Origin of the sequence: Mycobacterium sp. EPa45, from assembly GCF_001021385.1 — a bacterium.
In the GTDB taxonomy this organism is placed as follows: domain Bacteria; phylum Actinomycetota; class Actinomycetes; order Mycobacteriales; family Mycobacteriaceae; genus Mycobacterium.
Window position 1 is genome coordinate 4,347,954 of record NZ_CP011773.1, and the last position, 19,268, is coordinate 4,367,221.

The window sequence follows — 19,268 nt, forward strand, 5'->3', positions numbered from 1 at the left end:
AGCGGCGACGGACACAGAGTGGCACACTGCCAAGACACCAGCTCCCCGATTTGGGACCACGGCTACGTCCTGCATGAGGTCGAAGCGGACGATCCCCGAGCGCAAACCAGACCCGAGCGCGGCCAGCGAAGGTAATAGCCACACCAGGTCGAACCGGTTCATGCCTCCTGCCCTGTTCAGTCGAATCAGCAAGTGCAGGGGTTAACGTAGCTGCGTGGATTTCGTGCAGTGGATTCCGTTAATAAGCGCTCTCGGCGTCGGCGGTGCTATCGGGGGCTGGGTCGGCGCTTCCAGGCAGCGTCGAGAAGTGCGCGGCGGCGTACTTAATGCAATCGCGGCGACTGAGTCCAAGCGATGGGCTGGCGCATATGGCTACCGTGAATTCAGCGCCGGACTCCGAGAATTGGAGACCGCCGCACTCGTTGCCAGGGTGCCAAGAAGCGCTGTGCAGCACTACATCGTCTTCGCCGATGCGGCGAGATGCCTTAGTGACGATTCTTACGAGGAGCACGACGGCGACGAGGAAATGGGTGCCGGTGCCGTCAACGGCTACTACGCGAGCCTTGTGCGACACGCCGCGGAGATAGTCACACAACTCGCCTGGCGTCCTTGGTTGACGCGGATCAGTCTTCGCAGACGGTTGAACAGTCTTCGCGCACGAGTAATGGCCGTCAATGACTCGGACGTACAACAAAGACTCGCACTGTGCCAGAGGGTTCAAGGAATTCTCCCCGGTCCCCTGGGCGAACTGCCGGGCACCAAATCTCTGCCACCAATGACGGAGCCCGAAGAAGCTTGATTCAACGTTCTGTCCCAACTCGTTACTAACCGGGAGGTTCCCGCGCTGGAGGCGGCCCGGCGGGGTGGGCCAGTCACCTTGGGCGCAAGAGAGAACAACAAATAGCTCCCGCGTTTCGCGGCTCGTGTTTTGTGGCCGCTGCAATCACGACTCTTCGGTACAGGAATCTGCCGAGCTTTCGGTCATCACAGCAGCTGCGTTGCCAGAATTCGGCAGTGTAGATGCTGTATCACGTTGGAGCGCAATAGCTTCCGATTTCAGATGGATGCTTGACACGCGTTGATCTCCTACCATCGGATGTTGTCGCAGGCCCGCGCACTTCCTGCGAAACATGAACGGAGAGAACCGATGACAGCACCAGCGCAGCAGTACTACGACCAAAAGGGCGTTACCCGTCTAGCACGTGAACGCGGCCTCAGCCATATCACCGAGAACTCGGTAATCAACGCTGCCTACCGGGACGGGCGTCTCAAGCGCACCAAGATTCAGGGCCGCATCTACTACAAGATCGAAGACATTGAGGCCTGGTTGACCGGAGAGCGACCGGACGACTGACGTCGCAGGCGACGGATGTCGCCATAGCAGGATCCCCTGAAGGCGGTGAAGCCTAGCGGACATAAGAAACGAGCCTCCCGAATGTTTTCTGGACAGCACGGGAGACTCGTTGAGAGGTGAAAGTGACTGCAATGGTAGCAGATCCGGACGATCGCGAGCTCCCCGAGGATGAGCCTGCCAAGCCCAGTGTCAACGACCAGGTTGCGACGCGTGACCTTCGCATGGCAGGCCGCCTGGAGTCCAAATCGGCGGGGCGCCATCGGTTTATCGCCAAACGCGGATGGCACTGGTATGACGGCAAGGTCTGGCGCCTGGACGACAACGAAAGCCACATCCAGCAACTGCTTGTCGAAATGCTGGAGGAACTGTGGCCCTCAGCCCTGTTCGACCAACAGCTCAAAGACGACATCCAGCGTTGCCACACATCGGCCGGAATTTCCGGGGTGCTGAAAATCGCCTCCAAACTTCCAGGGTTTTCGGCCCGCATCGAGGACTTCGACGCCAAGCCCTGGTTAGTGAATACACCAGGCGGAACGCTGGATCTGCGAGACCACAAGATTCGCGAACACGATCCCAATGACCTACTGATGCAGATCACTCGCGGCCAGCACCGCACGAACGCCTACAAGGACAGCCAGTCCTTTCGGCCCATGCTCGAACGTATCCAACCCGACGACGACACCTTGAAGTACCTGCAGAAGGTGGCGGGCAGCGCTCTTCTCGGTGAGCACCGGGAGGACATGTTCGTCATCTGGCTCGGGGAGCTGGGCAACAACGGCAAGACCGTCCTTGACGGCGCTATCCGGTATGCGCTGGGAGACTATGCCAGCATCGCGCCGCGCGAATTGGTCATGGAAACTCGCTTCAACCACTCCTCGGACAACATGGTGCTCTTCCGCAAGCGGTACGTGTCCATCGACGAGACCAATCGCGGCGAACGCATCGACGAGGCCAAAATGAAAAGCCTGTCGGGCGGCGGAACTCTCACCGGGCGGGATTTGTACGAGAAACGCGTGTCTTGGGAACCCACCCACACCCTGACTTTGCTGACCAACCATGGCCCCAAGGTCTCCGGTGACGACAAGGCATCCTGGCGACGAATCGTGGTCATTCCCTTCAATGTCCGCATTCCCGACCCAGACCCCAAGAACCCCAAAGCCGCCGACGTCGGCCTCAGCGCTCGCCTGGAGGAAGACGCCGACGCCATCATCGATTTCCTCCTGCGGGGATTTGTGCGCTATCAGCGCAACGGTTTGGCCGATGTTCCCGAAGTGGTTCGCCAAGCGACCACGGCCTACTACGAAGCCAACGACGAACTGTTGCAGTTCCGCCGAGACTGCTGCGAAGAGGCCAGCCACCTCAAGGAGAGCAACCCCGCCTTGTTGGCCGAATATCGCAGCTGGTGTGAGCGGGAAGGAATCGAACGCCCCTATGGAGCCCGAGCTTTCGGCCGATACATGGACGGCAGCGGCTTCAAGCGGGAGACCGGAGGAGACAAGCTGCGCCTGGGAATCGCTCTGAAGGACCCGTTGCGGCGGGTGCGGCTGGCCCCATGACCCGCCGAAAACCCTCGCTGACCAGGAAAAAGGACGAAATGGACATCCCGCGGGATCTTTTCCTATATGGCAATTTTGAAAAAGGTCCGACGATGCATCCATTTTCTCCGTTTCCCTGTTCAGGGCAGGTTTTTGGCGGAGAAAACACGTCTACCTGCGCAAACGCGCAGTTCAGGAAAGTGACATGTCGAATTGTGAACTAGGACAGCATGATCCGAGAGGACAATGACCATGAGCACCGACGACCAACCCGAAATCATCGACGCAGAGGTCGTGGAACTGATGGAGATACAGAACCCTCCTGCAGTGATCGAGGCCGAGACCGACGACTCGATGAGCACCCATGGCGCAGAAACACCCATCGAAGGACGCGACTGGTCAACATATTCCAAACCTGAACGTCGATGCACCGCTAGAAGTTCTCGTACCGGAAACCTGTGCAAGAACGCCGCCATACTCGGATCACATGTCTGCCGGTACCACGGCGGGGCAGCGAAGCAAGTGAAGCAAGCTGCCCGTACACGACTGGAAAATGCTGCCGAGTTGATGGCCAAACAACTGCTAGGCATGGCACTTACGGCAGATACCGAAAGCGTCAAGCTCGCAGCTATCCGAGACGCACTGGATCGTGCCGGCCTGAAAGCTCCCTCGGAAATCGTTGTCTCGCCTGGAGAACCGAAAGCATTCGAGACGGTGTTCGACAGCATCGGTGGCGCTCCTGGCGAATCACTCGAAGCGAATGTCGGTTACGGCCAGAACGACTCCCCGGCCCCTGCCTACACCCAAGTCGACGATGCACCGCAGGCCGAAGCGGAAGAGGACGCACCGGAGTCTTCAGACCCCGAGCCGCCACTACCGTCTAGGCCGCGCGGAGCCGCCCGCGACAGGCCGCGCCAGCCACCCGTTCGGCACATCACAGGCGAGGCCGCGATTTACCTCGCGAACGCAGCTAACCGCGAAATAGGTGCGCTGCCGCCGTTGCGGGAGCTGGAATCGCCACACCGTCGGTACAGGCGGCCATAACCGGATTTGGCATATCTATCGAGGTAGAGCAGTCGGCTATAAGTATTGGGTGAGGTCGGTGACGCTCGTCATCAGCCACACTCGACACCAAGGACAGGACATGGCAACAGCAAACACAGATCGTGGTACGACCAGAGCAGTAGGCTATCTACGGATCTCGACCAACCGGCAGGCCGAGAATGGCTACGCCCTTGAGGCACAACGAGATCAGGTCCAGCAGTTCTGCTCGGTCAACGGGCTGGATCTGGTCGGCCTGCACATCGATGTGATGAGCGGTCGCAAGACCGATAAGTTGTACGGACGCATTGCCGCTGTCGGCGCGATTCAATCTGGGATTGCGAACGTGTTGGTAGTCAACACTTTAGACCGCTCAAGTCGGAGCATGGCAGATGGCGCAAAGCTGGTAGCTGACGCCAAGACCGAAGGTTGGCGCATCGTCGGTCTAGATGGAACCGATAGCAACACAGTGTCTCAGCTGACCGCCCACGCCAGACTCCTAGTAGCCGAGGAAGAACGCGAGCTGATCTCCAAGCGCACCAAGCAAGGGCTGATCAAGGCTCGGCAGGCCGGAAAGCAACTCGGTAAGCCCTCCACTATCGATCGCTCAACCGTTAACCGCATCGTCCAATTGCGTCGTGACGGTTTAGGAACCAAGGCAATCGCGAAAGCTCTCGACGTCGCCGGCATCGCCGCACCACGTAGCAACACATGGAGTTACAGCACTGTACGAGGAGTTCTCGAGCGGGAAGGTGTGGCCTAATGGCTGCGACGATTCGCGCTCGCACCACTGGCAAGCTAGACAAGCAGGGCAATGCCATCCCCACCTATCAGGTCCGTTGGCGTGAGCCAGTGCGAGATGACTTTGGTGTGCCCACTGGCAAGTATCGTCATCGGGGCGAAGCATTCCCTACCGAGGATCAGGCCAACGCCCGTAAGGCCAAGATAGATCAGGCTTTAGCAGAGATGCGTCTAGACCCCGGCCAAGCTCGGGATCTGGCCGCTAAGCCGTTGGGACAGTATGCCGTCCAGTTCTTCGAGGGCCTTACCGGCACAATCGACGCTGAGACCATCACCAAATATCGGGCCAACTACCTGCTCTACGTAGCACCGACTCTGGGTCCTCGACCTGTTGCGGCCATTCGCGTGGCCGACGTTAAGAAGCTGCGAAGCAAGCTCGCCTCTACTGTGTCTAGCCGAACCAAGCGGACACTGTCGGCTGGAACCATCAAGCACGCCATCTCGGTCCTCCGGATGATCCTGGACACAGCTGTCGAGAATGAGGCCATCGCTACCAATCCGGCCGCCGTCAAGCTCCCCAGCCTCCGCCGACAGCGAGATTTCACCGAGGGCAAGAGCTACACCCGCCTCACAGTCGAGCAGGTCGCGACAGTGGCACATTGGATTGGCAGCGAGCAGACCATCACTGTGTCGCCGAAGAATCGCTCGGCGTATGTCACGACAAAACCTGCTAACGCCGTATACGCGCTGGCCGTGCTATTTAGCGTTGCGACCGGAGTGCGAGCCAGCGAACTTCAGGGCCTGGAAGTTGGCGACCTTTCCCTCAGCGAATTGGCGGGCACCAGCGGCCTGGTGTCCGTTCGACGCAAGAAGCGAGCCGCCAACAGCTGGCAGGCCGAGCCGCTGAAGACCGAGAATGCGTATCGAGATGTCCCGGTCGATCCTTGGCTGGCAGATGACATGAGGGAGTACTTGTCCCGAACGCACCCTTGCTCAAGTGACCCGCGCGCTCCCCTGTTTCCTGGCCGACTCGGCAAGGCTGCCGCTAAGCAGGTCGGCCGAGATGCCAGCGACAGTGAGGACCGGTTCGATTGGAGCCGTCCAATCGACGAGGCCAACGTGTACAAGCGGTTCTGGCTTCCCGCCTTGGACGCACTGAGCTATCCGCACTCACGCTGGCACGACCTGCGCCACAGCGCCGCTGTATCGACCCTGGCCACAGAGCACGTTCGAGATGTATCCCGCTGGCTTGGCCACGCCAAGATCAGCACCACCATGGACATCTACGCAGCGGTGCTCAAGAGCGAAACCGGCGGAAAATCCACGCCCACTACTCGACCTGCGCCGTTGACCGCCAATAACGTTGTGCCCCTAGGGCCAAAGACTAAATCGCCCGTGCACCATCCATCTTCGCAAAATGAGCTGCACAAAACGTGGCACTAATAGCCCGAAGCTCACGCCAAAAACAGCCCAGAGAGGGGCAATCGTTCCCAAGTAGTGGTTACTAGCCGTCGGATTTCGCGAGACATAGAATAATGCAGCATAGCTCCCGAGCAATGTGCTTACCAGCACATATGTGAATACTTTACTCGCGGCCCCTAGCGGCTCGCGATCCTCATACGCTCGAGGTGCCCGTGTCTGTCCTCTGATTCGACCTTTGACTACGACTTCCGCGCCTTGTTCTACGTCATAGATCACTTGAATTGTGAACCAGTCTCCAGGGTTGAGCGTGCGCGGCGTTACCCCAACTGGCCGAATATGACTCGGAGGATCTACAACGTACTCCATATGGTCTACAAGCTTCGCCTCTGACTGATCGACATCGTTAAAATCCAGGACCTTAGCCCCTTCACGAAATATGGCCATCGGCTCGAGGAAGTCGTCTGGCTCAATGACCTGCTTGCCAGTGTTCTTGAACCTTACTTCTGTAATATACGGATTGCTCACTTCCCTAGCTCCGTAAACAACTTTCAGAATTTCAGGCCGATCGCGGCTGGTAACGATCGGCGTATCCGAGAGAACTCGGTAATCCAAGTGCTTAGAGTCCTTATCTCGGCGTCGAAAGTACAAGCTGAAGCCGAACAGCACCAACGCGACCACGACACCAGGCGCCCACGAGTTGCGCTCCAGCAAGTTCGCGGCCAATAGTACCGACTCCATCTACCCCACCTCTGGGTCATCGTAGAATCCCGAGAGGAAGAGGTTGCGAATCGTATTACGTACTGAGGCGAGGAAGTAATCGACTACATCTAGGTCGAGGTCTGACTTTTCGTGAGCCACCTGATTCCTGATTTTGGACATCTGCATTAACGAATCCGCGATCTCGTCGTTAAGCCGCCCGTCCTGGTGGAGCCGCCTGACGATCTGCACAAAGCTGACGTTTGGCCGAAAGTCGGGATAGAGCTGTCGAAATCTTTCCCGAATGGAGCTCTCCAGGTCGGAGAACGGCAGGAGGATAGCGGCCCTCGGATCGATCTGCGCAAGCTGTTCGTACTTACTCAGTCGTTCTCCAGCGGTTTCACTCGGCAGCACGACATCTTCGGGCTCGGCTGCCGGCAACTCCTTTGATGCGTCCCCCCTGAGTTCCTCAGTCGTGGCTGCGGTCGACGCTGCGAGCTCGCGTACATTAAATTCGAGATCTATGCCTCCCGGACCTTTAAGTCGCCGCAGATCTGGCACCCTGCCGACAAGCCCATTCGCAGCAGACTTTATCTGCTTTCGCAGCAACACGATTGTTCCGGTAGCCACAACGGGCCAAGCCCACACGTCCGACATCTGCGCGATGAATTCAAGCCAAGACATCGTCACTCGCCGTCGGCAGCATTGGGCGCAAGATCGCTTTCGGCGTCAGGACCGAGGTTGCCCTCAAACGGAACTGCCGCATCTCCAACGAACTTGCTTTGATAGCGAGCTCGACTCGGCATCTCATACGCGCTCAGAAACAAAAAATAGGTAAACAGGGCGATATCGCCCGCTTCCTCTTTCGTGATGTCTGGAAGCTCGTGATTCGCCTTATTGCCGACGTTCTTGATTCCCTCGGCCAGCGTCCGCTGATCTTCGGTGATCACACCGTTGTCGGCGAGGTACCTGACGGCAGCCGCAAAGCTCAGATCGCGAGGGGTCGCATCGCCGTCCTTACTTCGTTGATGCGTGAAGACCATATGCAGCAGTATCTTCCGGCACAGCATCGCAACTGCGTTGTATGCGTTGACGGAGAAACACTTTCGCACTTCGCGCCAAAGCGCCAGCTCCCGTTCTGGCGTTCCACCCGGCTCCGAAAATGGCATCTTGTTCGGCACAACATCGAAACCATTGATCACGAAAGCTTCGCCGCACGCAATGCACAGGAGCCAATAGTTTCGCGGGTAGCCGCTGTTCCGGTTCGTCGAGTCGCGCACCGCAACGACCAGAACTGACTTTGCATCGCAATAAGGACAGTCGACGGTAGCCCAAGCCTCCGTCTGCGAGGTCCCGAACTGCGCCTTTCCGGCGATCGTCGCAATACCCCGAGTGATTTCCAACGCTCGCTTTCCCTCCTTCGCGCAGGAGCCTAGCGCGGCGGGGCGACAGATTTCGCCCTAAAGCGACGTTTCAGCCTCGGGTGGCGATTTGCGCAGGCCTCAGCAAAGTTGCGCCGGACACACCGCGTCCACATACGCCGCAAAGTTGCTGGCGTTTCGCGCAACCTGGGAAAACGGGGATAGCTGTCCTGTATGAGTTTGCTGGCTAGTAGCAGCGTAGGGAGACATCGCGATTACAGCTGCTATAAGACGGTCGGCGGACATTACAGCCGTGGCTAGGGGTTTGCTAGCAAACATCGAAAAGTGCTTCTAATCCCTAGGTCGCAGGTTCGATTCCTGCCGGGGGCGCAATATTTTACCAGCTCAGAGCATATATGAAGCATAGCTATCGGATTGGCTTAACTAAGTCAGTCCGCACACCAAGGTAAGGCACCTGCTCACCCTTGCGTGGTGGGGTCGCTGGCTCACCGCACAGCACGCAGAACGGATCACGGGCTAAGACACCGGCACGGAAGCGTTCGCGGTGCTCGCGGTCGTAACCGCGTTCCGTTGCAGAGGGACGGCGGCGACGGTCATACGCGGCCAAGTGGGCGGCGCACTTGCCGCCCCTCTTGACCGGCTTGCCGCAGAAACATGGGCGAGGTGGCTTAATCATCGGCCACCACATCCCGGTGCCATGTTGTGGCGAAAAGGATGCGCACCGGGTCCTTACTCAGGAAACCGTTGCGGTCGGTCACGCCCACCACAGCCTCAGCCGAGGCGCTCTCGGCGGTACAGATCAGCGGTAAGCCGAGTTCGTCAACAAGTGAACGAAATTCGCCCGTGAGCGCGACGAACTTCTCCGCATCGGCACCGAGGCAGTCATCGCGCTGCACCTTCACCCGATACGTTTCCCACGCAGCGGCCACTTGTGAGTAGCGGCTTAACGTCTTGGTCGGCACCGGGTGGCCGGGGCGGGTGAACAACCGAATCTCGGCAGCACGCCGCTCAAAGCTCACAGCACCTCACTCAGCAGCCGGTCAACGTAGTCGGTGGCATCGCCGGGGCGGGCAGGCGGATGCAGCGGGATCGCTCTGGACAGGCGGATCAGGTCACCGCGTGTGGCTTGCAGACCCGACAGCGAGGGATTTTTCACGAGACCGCCATCCCTGCCGGACACCAACGTGCCGTGCTCTTCGATGTCGGCCCAGAACGCCTGATACAGCACGAGCGTTTCAGCGAACACGGCCAGTAACTCCCGATTCGCCGAAGGCCACAGGCCGTCCCGGTAGAGGCGCTGGGCGTGCCGGTCAAAGACCGCTGCGGCCTCCCGGCCCAGCCGCCGAGGCGGCTCGAAACTGTCCGTCACAGGTGCTCCAATGCATTTGCTATATAGTTTGCTACAGGAGCTAGCCGCTCCCACAAGAATGAAATTCAGAACTGGTCACTGCCACGAAGACGGCGAACCGAAGGGTGCCTAAGCAGGGCGCTCAGAGGTGACCGCCCACCCCATGCTAGTTGACAAGCTGTTATACATTCCGCGGTGTGCACGCCAGTGTGAGTAGTGCCGAGCATTGACCTGCGGTTGTGGCACATAAGGCCAGCCGAGGTGCTTTGCTGACGACTGACAATTGTTTGCTGAAATCACCCGGCCCGTTTGCTCAAAGTGCCGCCGACTAGACGCGCCAAGTCGTCACCCTTGAGAATCACTGACCTGAGCCATTTTCGGTTGAAGTAGCTCACTACTTAGTTGCTTCGGCACCCCCATTGCGACCATGTGATGTGTAGGGAGCTCCAAAGTTGGATGACCGCCAAGACAGGACGGTCACTGGTCGCCGGGGAAGATCATGTGTCTAGCGCTACCGAAGCCCACAACTTCCGGAATCGCCGCTGTCATGGCAGGCGTGCTCGCCGTGACACTGCTGGCAGTGCCCAGGCTCGATGCTGTGGCTAACCGCCCACTCCGAGTTCATTGGGTGCAACTCACAGCCCTGACTGAGTCCGCGGGTGCACCGAACTTATCGTCGCCGAAGGTGCCTTTTGCCGTTGCGACAACAACGGCGCGTGCGCACATCTACCCAGCAGCGGCAGGCACTCGGCCCGCGGTCACCACATCTACGGATGCCGGGGGTGCGGTGCTGAGCGCCCTAAACAACTTCCTGCACAATGCGGTCGCCAACTTGTGGAACTATGTGGTCGCTGGCGTAGGAGTCACCGTGGTTCCCTTAGCCCTCTGGGCTGTCGGCGCCGGCTTCGTCACTGTGGTGATCAGTGAGATAATTTTCGATTCACTTGCGTGCGCCTTCAAGGTTCAACTGTGCGGCGCTAGCGCGGCGGCGTCCACACCGACAGCCTCTGCTACGGCGATGCCCAAACTCGCTGCCCGCAGCGTCACCCACCGCGCGGACGTTTCGCGGTCCCGTCCGCAATACGCACTACCAATACCCTTGTCGCCGGGACTCGCCGGGCGACCTCCCCGACCCAGAAGGCAAGCGCTCGGTGCTACACCCCGTCCGTACGCCGTGGTAGCAGACCAAGCCTCGTTGCGTCACTTCCGGCGCACACCGAACCGTTGAATTGGTGGCGAATGAGTCTGCCCTTCCCAGCTATCGGTACCGCTCGGACATCTTCCACCGAGTCGGCGACGGGCCGAGGGGTGATGAGCACGGACGGGAATGATCGGTTGTAGATGAGAGGAATGCCGTGACTGATTGAAGAAAGGAGCTTGGTCAGCCACGTCGGCCGGCGCGTTCGGCGAATGCGTCGAGCGCGGCGAGTATTTCCGGAGAACGCCAGACTCTGTTGCGGGGTCCGTTGGTTGTCTCGATGAGGATTCCCGCTTTCGTGAGCGGGTTGAGGTAGCGGTGAGCATTGGTGGACTCGATGCCGAGTTCTTGCGCCAGTAGGACGGCGTTGACGACCGGGCGCCGGGTCAACAAGTCGGCGACCTTCCACACCGCGGAGTCCGAGCGCGCGCTGATCACACCGTTCCAGCTCTCCCGGATCTCGCGAAGATCGGCGACCAGTTGCCGCCCGTTGTCGATCGCCAAAATGGTGGCTCGCGAGAAGCTTTCGACGATCGGCGCGGCGTCACCATCGCGATAGCTCGTCAATGCGGCGAAGTACGCGCCGGTATCGGCCAGCAGCCCGGCTGAGACCGGCACCGTCACCTGACGCGTCAACCCCTTGTTGCGCAGCATCGCCTGTACCAACGCTCGGCCCGTGCGGCCGTTGCCATCCGTGAAGGGGTGAATGGTCTCGAATTGTGCATGGCTCACCGCAATCTGCGGCAGCGCAGGCACATCGACCCGGTTCGCGAACGCGATCAAATCGCTGATCGCCCCCCGGATCAACTCATGGCGCGGGCCGACGAACGTCGCGCCGATCGGGGTGGTCCCACCTCCGATCCAGACCGGTTCAGTGCGGAACTCGCCTGGCGTGTGGCGGGGATCGCTGGTCATCAGTGCGCGGTGCATCGCTCGAATCGCGTCGGCGTCCACAGTGTCGGACAGGGTGACCGCGGCTTGCATCGCCGCGGTGTTAGCGACAACTAGGGCCGCGTTCTGCTTGGCTTTTCCGCCGGGCAACTCGGCCTCGCCGATTGCGCGTGCTGAGGCGGTCAGATTTTCAATCTGCGAACTCGCGGCGGACTCCGACCGCAGTAGCACCGACGCGAAGGGTGCGATCTCTCCGCCGAGCTCGGCATCGAATCGCGCGACCTCGCGGCTGGCCGACTCCGCGCCGGCCAGCACCGACGGCGCAAGGTCTAGGGCCAGGTCGGCGATGCTGGCAGGCCGCACGGGGTGATAGGTGCCGTACTTCGGCAGCGCTCGCCCGGCGTACCTCCTGCCTTGCGGCTCCCACCGCACGTTCTCGCGTACGACGGGGCTAAGTGAAGTCACCACTGCAGTTTAACTTCACTTAGCATTCTTAATGAAGTTAAAAGACGGAGTTAGCTTCAACTATGGCACGGTGCGGTGTTCACGGCGTCGACGACACTTGGTGGTTCTTTAGGCATGGAGTAGCGGGTGCGGGTGGAGGATCAGTTTGCGGCGGTGTCGCCCGGGAAACGGCCCGCGAGTGCCGTGAGCATGTCGAGGAGGCTGCGCCGGGCCACCGCGAGTGTTGTTAGATTGCCCTCGGTCTCGTAGGTCTGCATAGCTCTTTGGTTGGCGACGTGGTCGCTCAGCTGGCTTTGCAGCTTTTCTATCTGTTGGTCAACGGCCTGTAATTCACGCTGTAGCTCAGCGCGGAAGTAGTCGGCCTGGGATTGGTCAGCAGCCCGATTGGCGGCGGACTGGACCCCGAAACGCTCGACGGTCATAGCCCTTACAAGGTAACGCAGGGTTTACGACAAAACGCGCTACGACCTGACGAGCTGAGCCAAACGATTGGCGGCGTGCTTCTCGACGAAGAGCGGGATGAAGTCGCGGATCGGACGTCCGTCGAATCGCCCGAACTCCTCGCTGACCGTACGGGCGACCTGGTCACGCTCGATATGGGGATATGCACCGGCCAGCCCCTGCGTCAGCTGGTCCATGATCTGCTGCTCGGTCACAGTGACCAGAGACTCAGACTGCGTCTACGCCGGTGGCACGTCAAGAGGCCAGAGACCCCGTTGAGTGAGAGCGAGTCGGCCCATTCACCAGATCAGACATGCCACGAACGCCGGCGGTGATCTGAGCCGACAGAATGGATGCCGTGCAGCTTTCGCAACACATCGTGGGCCCGACGCTGATCGTCGTCTGCGTGGTGATGGTGATTGCCGCCGCGGCGATCTATTGGTCGACGGCGCTGGGCTCGCCGTCGACGGTGCCGCGCGCCGCAACTCGTGCAGTGCTGCAGTTGGCCGCTGTGGCTGGGATTCTCACGGCTGCATTGCGCAATCTGGGGACGTCAGTGGGCGTGCTCGCGGTGATGTTCGTCGCGGCGGCGGTCACTGCGGCGCGACGCAGCCAGTCTAATCGCTCGTGGCTTCTCACCGCCGCACTCGCGACGGGCATGACCGCGGTGCTGCCCCTGCTGCTCGCGTCGGGGCTGGTGCCGCTCACGGGCGTCGCCTTGGTGCCCATCGTCGGAATCCTTCTGGGAAGTACCATGACCGCGGTCTCGGTGGCCGCACGCCGTGCACTGGATACCCTCGGCACACGCGCCGGTGAGGTGGAAGCGCTCCTCAGCTTGGGATTCACCGATCGGCTTGCTCGAATGGAGATGATCGGCCCTACAGCCGCCGACGCCCTTCTACCGAACCTGGATCAGACCAGGACAGTAGGTCTGGTGACACTTCCGGGCGCCTTCGTCGGCGTGCTGCTGAGCACGGGTTCGGCAATACAGGCAGGTGCTGTGCAGATCTTGATTCTGCTGTCCATACTGCTGTCCCAGACATGTGCCGTCGCCGTCACGCTCGAGTTGATCGCCCGGGGTGCTATCCATCGCACCGCCACCACCGCAGTGGCACGCCGGTGACCTCTCCAGCTGCGGCACAGACGATCTGCAACTGACCGTCTGCCGCAAAACTCCGTCACGGACCTCAAGACAACATGTCAGCCAAGCGCATTGGACAGTGCGGTGAGGCTGGCGATTTCACTCGCACGGTCGGGACTAGCTGCCCTCACAGCGTGCAGGGCTTGGTCGATCTGACTGTCAAGGCGGCTCCATGCGGACTCGTCCATCGGTCGCAGAGTGGATTCGTCGTCGTCCCAAGCGGTTTCGAGCTCGGTGATCGTAGTTTTCGCGCCGCTTTGGTCACCGGTTCGGACTTTGGCGAGAGTGGCGTCCGCGATCGTGCGCAGTCGCGCGATCTCGGGTGCCGGAAAGTGGGCGGTTGACGGCCCCGGGTTCCCCGGCAGGGTCGGCACGCTGGCGGTCGGGGCGACTGCAGCCGGGACATCTGACTCTTCGTCGTCGGCGAGGCTTTCGTGAGGCCGCGAGCCGGCCCAGACAAGGAGGGCCGCGGTGGCCGCGGCGACGATCAGGTAGTAGCCGAGTAGAACACGCTCTCGACTGGGAGTCGTGGTGACGATCGGTGTATGGGTGCCGTCGTAACTCTCCAGTACGTCGACGCGGCTATAGGTGAGGTAGCCGACCGTCGCCAGGATTGCGGCCAGGAAGGCGGCGCTAGTGACGGCGGTGCCGATGCCGAGGCCGCCCTGCGACCACGGCAATCCGAGCCAGTCACCGAGGTTCGCGCCCAGCGGCCGGGTGAGGATGTAGGCCAGCCAGAAGGACAGCACCGCGTTGGCACCCAGCCGCCAACCGATGGCGATCGCGACGATCAAACCTGCGGGCAGCAATACCGCGATGCCTGGGCTCCAGCCGGTGATCTGCAGCGTCCAGTCACCGACGGCCGTCCCAAGCGCGAAAGTGATGAGGACCGCAAGCCAGTAGAAGAGCTCTCGGGGTCGTGTCACGATGCTGTGGATCGACAGCGTCCGTTCTCGCGAATACCACGAGGCGAACACAACACCCAGTGCGACTGCGAAGGCGCCGGTGCTCAACGCAAGTGGGACACCGAGGTGGTCGGTGAGGATGTCGGTATAGAGCGTGCCGGTCACCGACAACACCACGACAGTCGGCCAGTACACGAACGGCACGTAGCGGCTCAGGCTGACCTGCCAGGCGAGGACGACGGCGAGCACGGCGGTGAAGATCAACGCGGTAGCGATCAATCCGACGCCCAGTGTCATGTTGATCCAATCGGCGAAGCTTTCGCCGACGGTGGTGCAGAGGATCTTGATCAGCCAGAACCAGAGGGTGACTTCGGGGACCTTGCTGAGCAGGGTGCGCCCGGTCGTCGGCGTGCCAGTCCTGGTCGTCTCCGTCACGTCACGGACCGTAGGCGGCGGTCGCTGAGTACTCGCTGAGAGACAGTAGCCGGACCGGAAGCCGATGTGCTTAGGTGAGGCTCACCATCATCGGTGGGTTCACCAGTCGTGAGCGATTGTTCGAAGTGGGGAGCATGTCGGCCAGCCAGATTGCCCTGCTCGGCGCCTTCGCCGGGTTCACAATTTTCATTGGCCTGCCCATCGGGCGGTTGCGCACGCCGATGCCAACGCTGAAGGCCGGGCTCAACGCGGTCGCGATCGGCATCTTGGTCTTTCTGCTGTGGGACGTGTTGGCTCATGCGTGGGAGCCGGTCGACCGGGCGCTGGCAACTGGCCGGGTCGCCGATGTGTTGGTGATGGGCGCGCTGTTGGCAGCGACCTTCGGCATCGGTCTTCTGGGGCTGGCCTGGGTGGACGGTTTGCGAAGTCGAAACACAACTGCTCCCAGCAGCTTTCAGGCCTCCCCCACCGACACTGTCAGCACCGTGACAGCGACGCACACACGTCGTCTGGCGCTGATGATCGCCAGCGGGATCGGGTTGCACAATTTCGCCGAAGGCCTGGCGATCGGCAACTCGGCGGCAAGCGGCGAGTTATCCCTGGCGGTGCTGCTCGTCGTCGGGTTCGCCCTGCACAACGCGACCGAAGGGTTCGGTATTGTCGCGCCCCTGGCGGGACAGCGGCCGTCGTGGGGCTTGTTGATGGTGTTGGGCCTCATCGGAGGTGGGCCGACTTTCATCGGGACCCTCGTCGGGCAGCGCTTCGTCAGCGAAACAGTGTCGGTCGCGTTTCTCGGCCTGGCGGCTGGCTCGATCCTGTACGTCGTCATCGAACTTCTCGCCGTAGCCCGGAACGCCAATCTCAAATTGCTGACGGCATGGGGCGTCTTCATCGGAGTAGTGGCGGGTTTCGCCACTGACGCGATCATCACTGTCGCCGGAGCCTGACAGCGTTGCGACGAACCATGCGATCGCAGAAACGGTTGGCCCGCAACGCGTTACTGAGAAGCGGCGCGCTACGCCGCCTGCTGTTGGCGGCGGTGGCAGTCCGCCCTTAGGAGTCGCCGGGTTCGACCGGGACGCTTCCGCGGCGTCGCAGTCCATGACACCGAGGTTTGATCAGTTCCCGAGCCGCCGCTGTCGGCGGGTGGCTTCGCGGTGCGGTTACCAATGACTTCAGCCCGAGACTGTTGCACAGTGATGGAGTGAACGGCGCCGTCATCCCATCATCTGAGCTGTCGCAACCATTGGCGCCCCCACGACTGCGACTGCGGTTGCCGCAGTGGAGCATCGCTGCCCGGTCTGCCATCATCGCCGGAACCGTCGTGTTCGTTGCGTTCACTCTGACCGGCGCAGCTTTGACCGGGGTCTTTTATCGTTCCCTGATCACAGGCGTGGATGCCGCCGCAGCAGCGCGGGTACGCGATGTGTCGGCCGGCCTGATCGAGGACACTCCGGCCGATCTCGACGACCCGTTGCTGGCCACCGATCAGCGCATCGACGCGGTGCAGGTCATCGCTCCCGACGGCACAGTGCAGCGCCGGTCCGACAGCGTCTCCGACACCCCGTTGATCCCGCTGAATGAGGTCGGCTCAGGCTTGCGGACGGGGATGGCGCCAACGAGCTCCCCCGACGGCGACATGCGGATCAGCGCGCAGTCGATCACCACGCCCAAGGGGGCATTCATCGTTGTGGTGGCCGGCGGCGACGACGCTGCCGAGTCGACCGTTCGTACCGCGGTCATTCTGTTGTTGCTCGCTGCCCCGGTGGTCGTCGCCGTAGCGGCTGGCGCCACGTATCGCCTCGTCCGGCGATCACTCCGATCGGTGGATGCCATGCGCGCGCGTGTCGCGGCGATCAGCAGCGCAGACCTTGCCGAGCGCGTTCCCGTCCCTGCAGGGCGCGACGAGATTTCCGCGCTGGCGGTCACCATGAATCACATGCTGGATCGGATCGAGGCCGGCCATGTCGCGCAGCGCCAGTTCGTCGGTGACGCCTCTCATGAGTTGCGAAGCCCCTTGACGGCGATCATCTCGGCTCTCGACGTCGCCGTCGCGCATCCCGAACTGCTCGACGTCGAATTGGCCAGAGACACACTGGTTCCTGAGGCGCAACGCATGCGCACTCTCGTCGAGGACTTGTTGTTGTTGGCGCGCGCCGACGAGCGCGGACTGACCTTCCATCGCGAACCGACCCGGCTCGACGAGGTCGCCACCGGTGAAGTGATCCGGCTGCGCCGCACCTGCCGACATCCGGTCCACATCGCCGCGGACCCCGTCGAGGTGAACGGCGATGCGGCCGCGTTGTCACGGGTGGTGCGCAATTTGCTCGACAACGCCGCGCGTCACGCGACGTCGCAGATCGATGTCGAAGTCTGTCGCGAAAGCGGCGCGGCGATCCTGACTGTCGCCGACGACGGACCCGGGATCCCTGCCGCGGACCGTCAGCGCGTGTTCGACAGATTCGTGCGCCTGGACAGCTCTCGGTCGCGTGGCGGTGGCGGAAGCGGATTGGGGTTGTCCATCGTGGCTGAAATCGTCGCTGCGCACGGCGGACAGATCAGTATCACCGGCCGACCGGGCGGTGGCACGGTGGTAAGGGTTCAGTTGCCGGCCGCGACGACGCCGGATTCCAACCGATAGCCCACCCCGCGAATGGTCTCGATGGTGCTGGTGCCGAACGGAATGTCGATCTTGCGGCGAAGGTAACGAACATAGACCTCGACGATATTGTCGGGCCCTTCGTAATGCGGATCCCAGACCCTGTGGAGTATGTCAGCCTTCGTGCACACCGCATCCTTATTGCGCATCAGGTAGGCGAGCAGGCTAAATTCCCTGGGGCTCAGATCAATTGGAGCACCCGCACGTTCAACCACATGGCGTACGGGATCGAGTGTGAGATCACCGGCAGTCATCACAACCGGCCGCTCCGGCGCGCCACGGCGGGCCAGCGCATGCAGCCGAGCAACCAGAACGACAAAGGAGAACGGTTTGACCAGATAGTCGTCGGCCCCCAACGCGAAAGCGTCGGCCTGGTCATACTCACCATCCTTGGCAGTCAGCATCAACACCGGGGTCCACACGCTACGGGCACGCAGGCGGCGAAGCACCTCATAGCCACTCAACTCCGGCACCATGATGTCCAAAACGATGACATCGAAATGGTTTTCGGTCGCCTCCCACAAACCCTCGGTCCCCGTCGCGACATGCACGACAATGAATCCTTCCGCGCCGAGCCCCAGTTTCAGACTCGATGCCACGTGCGGTTCATCCTCGACCAGCAGAATCTTCATCCCGTGTGGCCCCTCCGACCGAATCGCACATACCTACGGCACCGTAACGCCGGACGGCCGGCGCGCCATCGCTAGGGCAGAGTATCCGCACGGGGTCAACGAGAGCAGATCTCCACTATGGCGCGCCGGCCTCCATCGGCTGACCCACTACAGGTCCGAGGCGTTGAGCCGGCCCCCGACTCGCCGCTTCCGACGCCGCTGAGGATGACAACACGGTGCTGAGAGTTCGCTGAACGGCCACGTCGCCCATCACGGGTCAGTTCATGTTCCAGGGTTCGCCGTAGGTGGTGACGCTGTCGCCGGCCTTGGAGATCAGGCGGGCGAAGGGCCGCAGCAGCACGCCGCCGGCCGCGCCGGTGACGGTGCCGTGGGCGTTGGCCACGGCCACCGAGCCGTTGGGGCCCGAGACGTCCACCGAGAAGGTGGCGACTTCCTGGATACCGGGGCCGTTGCCCAGGTCGGCGCTGATCGACACACCCGGGAACAGGTTCGGGGTGATCACCTGGGCGAGCGGGTTGAAGTTGGTCGGCGAGATGCTCACATCGTCGAGCAGGATGTTGGGGGTGGTGTAGCTGAAGTTGATACCCACACCGAGTGACCACGGGAAGCCGACCTGGTAGCCCAGCTCCAAGGTGCCCGCGAACTTATCCGCCGCCGGGCCGACCACGCTGTAGACGGCCTTGCCGGAGTGGAACCACTCACGGGTGAGCCGGTTGCGGTCCAGGGGGAACACACCGTTGAGGAAGGTGTCCCACTGCTGAATCGTCATCGTGCGGCCACCGCCGTCAACCAGACTCAGCTCGTTGTCCAAACCTGCGTGCGAAGTGCCCGTCCCGACAAACAACGCCGCGACGGCGGCGATCATCGCCACCAGCATTCGACCGATGATCTTCATGTTCCTCCGTCACCGTTGTCGCGACCGCACCTGTATGCCGGTCACCGTGTGGACATCACCTGAGCCATGCCCGCGGTCATAAACGAA

Annotated in this window: 19 protein-coding genes; 9 read left to right on the plus strand and 10 right to left on the minus strand. The window is 61.4% G+C overall.

The genetic code is table 11. The annotated features are described in order from the left end of the window. Positions 1 to 214: 214 nt before the first annotated feature. The 6 genes from AB431_RS30540 to AB431_RS29635 all read left to right on the plus strand — a co-directional run bounded on the left by AB431_RS30540 (position 215) and on the right by AB431_RS29635 (position 6,114). On the plus strand, positions 215 to 799 hold the full coding sequence (locus tag AB431_RS30540) for a hypothetical protein (protein ID WP_144418324.1): 585 nt from the start codon (positions 215 to 217) through the stop codon (positions 797 to 799). A gap of 348 nt (positions 800 to 1,147) precedes the next feature. Further along, positions 1,148 to 1,354 (plus strand): hypothetical protein, encoded by a 207-nt coding sequence (locus tag AB431_RS20775; protein WP_047331522.1) that lies wholly within the window; start codon positions 1,148 to 1,150, stop codon positions 1,352 to 1,354. Between the two features lie 131 nt (positions 1,355 to 1,485). Next, positions 1,486 to 2,910: a phage/plasmid primase, P4 family gene (locus AB431_RS20780; RefSeq protein WP_047331523.1), complete on the plus strand. Its 1,425-nt coding sequence runs from the start codon at positions 1,486 to 1,488 to the stop codon at positions 2,908 to 2,910. Between the two features lie 231 nt (positions 2,911 to 3,141). Beyond that, on the plus strand, positions 3,142 to 3,933 hold the full coding sequence (locus AB431_RS20785) for a hypothetical protein (protein ID WP_047333647.1): 792 nt from the start codon (positions 3,142 to 3,144) through the stop codon (positions 3,931 to 3,933). A 58-nt stretch (positions 3,934 to 3,991) separates the two neighbouring features. Next, positions 3,992 to 4,693 (plus strand): recombinase family protein, encoded by a 702-nt coding sequence (locus tag AB431_RS20790; RefSeq protein WP_235435717.1) that lies wholly within the window; start codon positions 3,992 to 3,994, stop codon positions 4,691 to 4,693. After that, on the plus strand, positions 4,693 to 6,114 hold the full coding sequence (locus AB431_RS29635) for a site-specific integrase (RefSeq protein ID WP_235435718.1): 1,422 nt from the start codon (positions 4,693 to 4,695) through the stop codon (positions 6,112 to 6,114). Before AB431_RS20790 ends, AB431_RS29635 begins: the two co-directional genes overlap by 1 nt. 717 nt (positions 6,115 to 6,831) lie before the next feature. Here the strand turns inward: AB431_RS29635 and AB431_RS20800 are convergent. From AB431_RS20800 to AB431_RS20830, 7 genes are all read right to left on the minus strand, one after another. Further along, positions 6,832 to 7,473: a hypothetical protein gene (locus AB431_RS20800; protein ID WP_144418325.1), complete on the minus strand. Its 642-nt coding sequence runs from the start codon at positions 7,471 to 7,473 to the stop codon at positions 6,832 to 6,834. 2 nt (positions 7,474 to 7,475) lie between these two features. After that, positions 7,476 to 8,192: a DUF4145 domain-containing protein gene (locus tag AB431_RS20805; protein ID WP_144418326.1), complete on the minus strand. Its 717-nt coding sequence runs from the start codon at positions 8,190 to 8,192 to the stop codon at positions 7,476 to 7,478. A gap of 647 nt (positions 8,193 to 8,839) precedes the next feature. After that, positions 8,840 to 9,190: a hypothetical protein gene (locus AB431_RS20810; protein WP_047331526.1), complete on the minus strand. Its 351-nt coding sequence runs from the start codon at positions 9,188 to 9,190 to the stop codon at positions 8,840 to 8,842. Beyond that, positions 9,187 to 9,540, minus strand: coding sequence for a P27 family phage terminase small subunit (locus tag AB431_RS20815; protein WP_047331527.1), 354 nt, complete (start codon positions 9,538 to 9,540; stop codon positions 9,187 to 9,189). Before AB431_RS20815 ends, AB431_RS20810 begins: the two co-directional genes overlap by 4 nt. A gap of 1,360 nt (positions 9,541 to 10,900) precedes the next feature. After that, positions 10,901 to 12,073, minus strand: coding sequence for a Fic family protein (locus AB431_RS20820; RefSeq protein ID WP_047333650.1), 1,173 nt, complete (start codon positions 12,071 to 12,073; stop codon positions 10,901 to 10,903). A 140-nt stretch (positions 12,074 to 12,213) separates the two neighbouring features. Next, on the minus strand, positions 12,214 to 12,495 hold the full coding sequence (locus AB431_RS20825) for a hypothetical protein (RefSeq protein ID WP_047331528.1): 282 nt from the start codon (positions 12,493 to 12,495) through the stop codon (positions 12,214 to 12,216). A 39-nt stretch (positions 12,496 to 12,534) separates the two neighbouring features. Further along, positions 12,535 to 12,711 carry a three-helix bundle dimerization domain-containing protein gene (locus AB431_RS20830; protein WP_235435719.1) on the minus strand — a complete coding sequence of 59 codons (177 nt, stop codon included), beginning with the start codon at positions 12,709 to 12,711 and terminating at the stop codon, positions 12,535 to 12,537. A 161-nt stretch (positions 12,712 to 12,872) separates the two neighbouring features. Here AB431_RS20830 and AB431_RS20835 point away from each other — a divergent pair, with 161 nt between their 5' ends. Next, the gene (locus AB431_RS20835) at positions 12,873 to 13,637 is read left to right on the plus strand and encodes an ABC transporter permease (protein WP_200902660.1); all 765 of its coding nucleotides are present in this window, start codon (positions 12,873 to 12,875) and stop codon (positions 13,635 to 13,637) included. A gap of 77 nt (positions 13,638 to 13,714) precedes the next feature. On the opposite strand, the gene AB431_RS20840 is transcribed toward AB431_RS20835, so the two are convergent. Then, positions 13,715 to 14,995: a hypothetical protein gene (locus tag AB431_RS20840; protein ID WP_047331531.1), complete on the minus strand. Its 1,281-nt coding sequence runs from the start codon at positions 14,993 to 14,995 to the stop codon at positions 13,715 to 13,717. Between the two features lie 74 nt (positions 14,996 to 15,069). Here AB431_RS20840 and AB431_RS20845 point away from each other — a divergent pair, with 74 nt between their 5' ends. Beyond that, complete coding sequence (locus AB431_RS20845) at positions 15,070 to 15,942, plus strand: ZIP family metal transporter (protein WP_235435720.1); 873 nt, start codon at positions 15,070 to 15,072, stop codon at positions 15,940 to 15,942. Between the two features lie 299 nt (positions 15,943 to 16,241). Next, complete coding sequence (locus tag AB431_RS20850) at positions 16,242 to 17,636, plus strand: HAMP domain-containing sensor histidine kinase (protein ID WP_047333652.1); 1,395 nt, start codon at positions 16,242 to 16,244, stop codon at positions 17,634 to 17,636. On the opposite strand, the gene AB431_RS20855 is transcribed toward AB431_RS20850, so the two are convergent. After that, positions 17,597 to 18,286: a response regulator transcription factor gene (locus tag AB431_RS20855; protein ID WP_047331532.1), complete on the minus strand. Its 690-nt coding sequence runs from the start codon at positions 18,284 to 18,286 to the stop codon at positions 17,597 to 17,599. The two genes, AB431_RS20850 and AB431_RS20855, sit on opposite strands and share 40 nt — an antisense overlap. A gap of 256 nt (positions 18,287 to 18,542) precedes the next feature. After that, entirely contained in the window at positions 18,543 to 19,181 is a 639-nt protein-coding gene (locus tag AB431_RS20860; protein ID WP_047331533.1) for an MspA family porin, read from the minus strand. Between the last annotated feature and the right edge of the window lie 87 nt (positions 19,182 to 19,268).

Bases quoted from the DNA above. Each gene is read 5' to 3' on its own strand.
- AB431_RS20855 (WP_047331532.1), bottom strand. From the start codon at position 18,286: ATGAAGATTCTGCTGGTCGAGGATGAACCGCACGTGGCATCGAGTCTG.
- AB431_RS20775 (WP_047331522.1), top strand. From the start codon at position 1,148: ATGACAGCACCAGCGCAGCAGTACTACGACCAAAAGGGCGTTACCCGT.
- AB431_RS29635 (WP_235435718.1), top strand. From the start codon at position 4,693: ATGGCTGCGACGATTCGCGCTCGCACCACTGGCAAGCTAGACAAGCAG.
- AB431_RS20785 (WP_047333647.1), top strand. From the start codon at position 3,142: ATGAGCACCGACGACCAACCCGAAATCATCGACGCAGAGGTCGTGGAA.
- AB431_RS20825 (WP_047331528.1), bottom strand. From the start codon at position 12,495: ATGACCGTCGAGCGTTTCGGGGTCCAGTCCGCCGCCAATCGGGCTGCT.
- AB431_RS20830 (WP_235435719.1), bottom strand. From the start codon at position 12,711: ATGGACCAGCTGACGCAGGGGCTGGCCGGTGCATATCCCCATATCGAG.
- AB431_RS20800 (WP_144418325.1), bottom strand. From the start codon at position 7,473: ATGTCTTGGCTTGAATTCATCGCGCAGATGTCGGACGTGTGGGCTTGG.
- AB431_RS20860 (WP_047331533.1), bottom strand. From the start codon at position 19,181: ATGAAGATCATCGGTCGAATGCTGGTGGCGATGATCGCCGCCGTCGCG.
- AB431_RS20780 (WP_047331523.1), top strand. From the start codon at position 1,486: ATGGTAGCAGATCCGGACGATCGCGAGCTCCCCGAGGATGAGCCTGCC.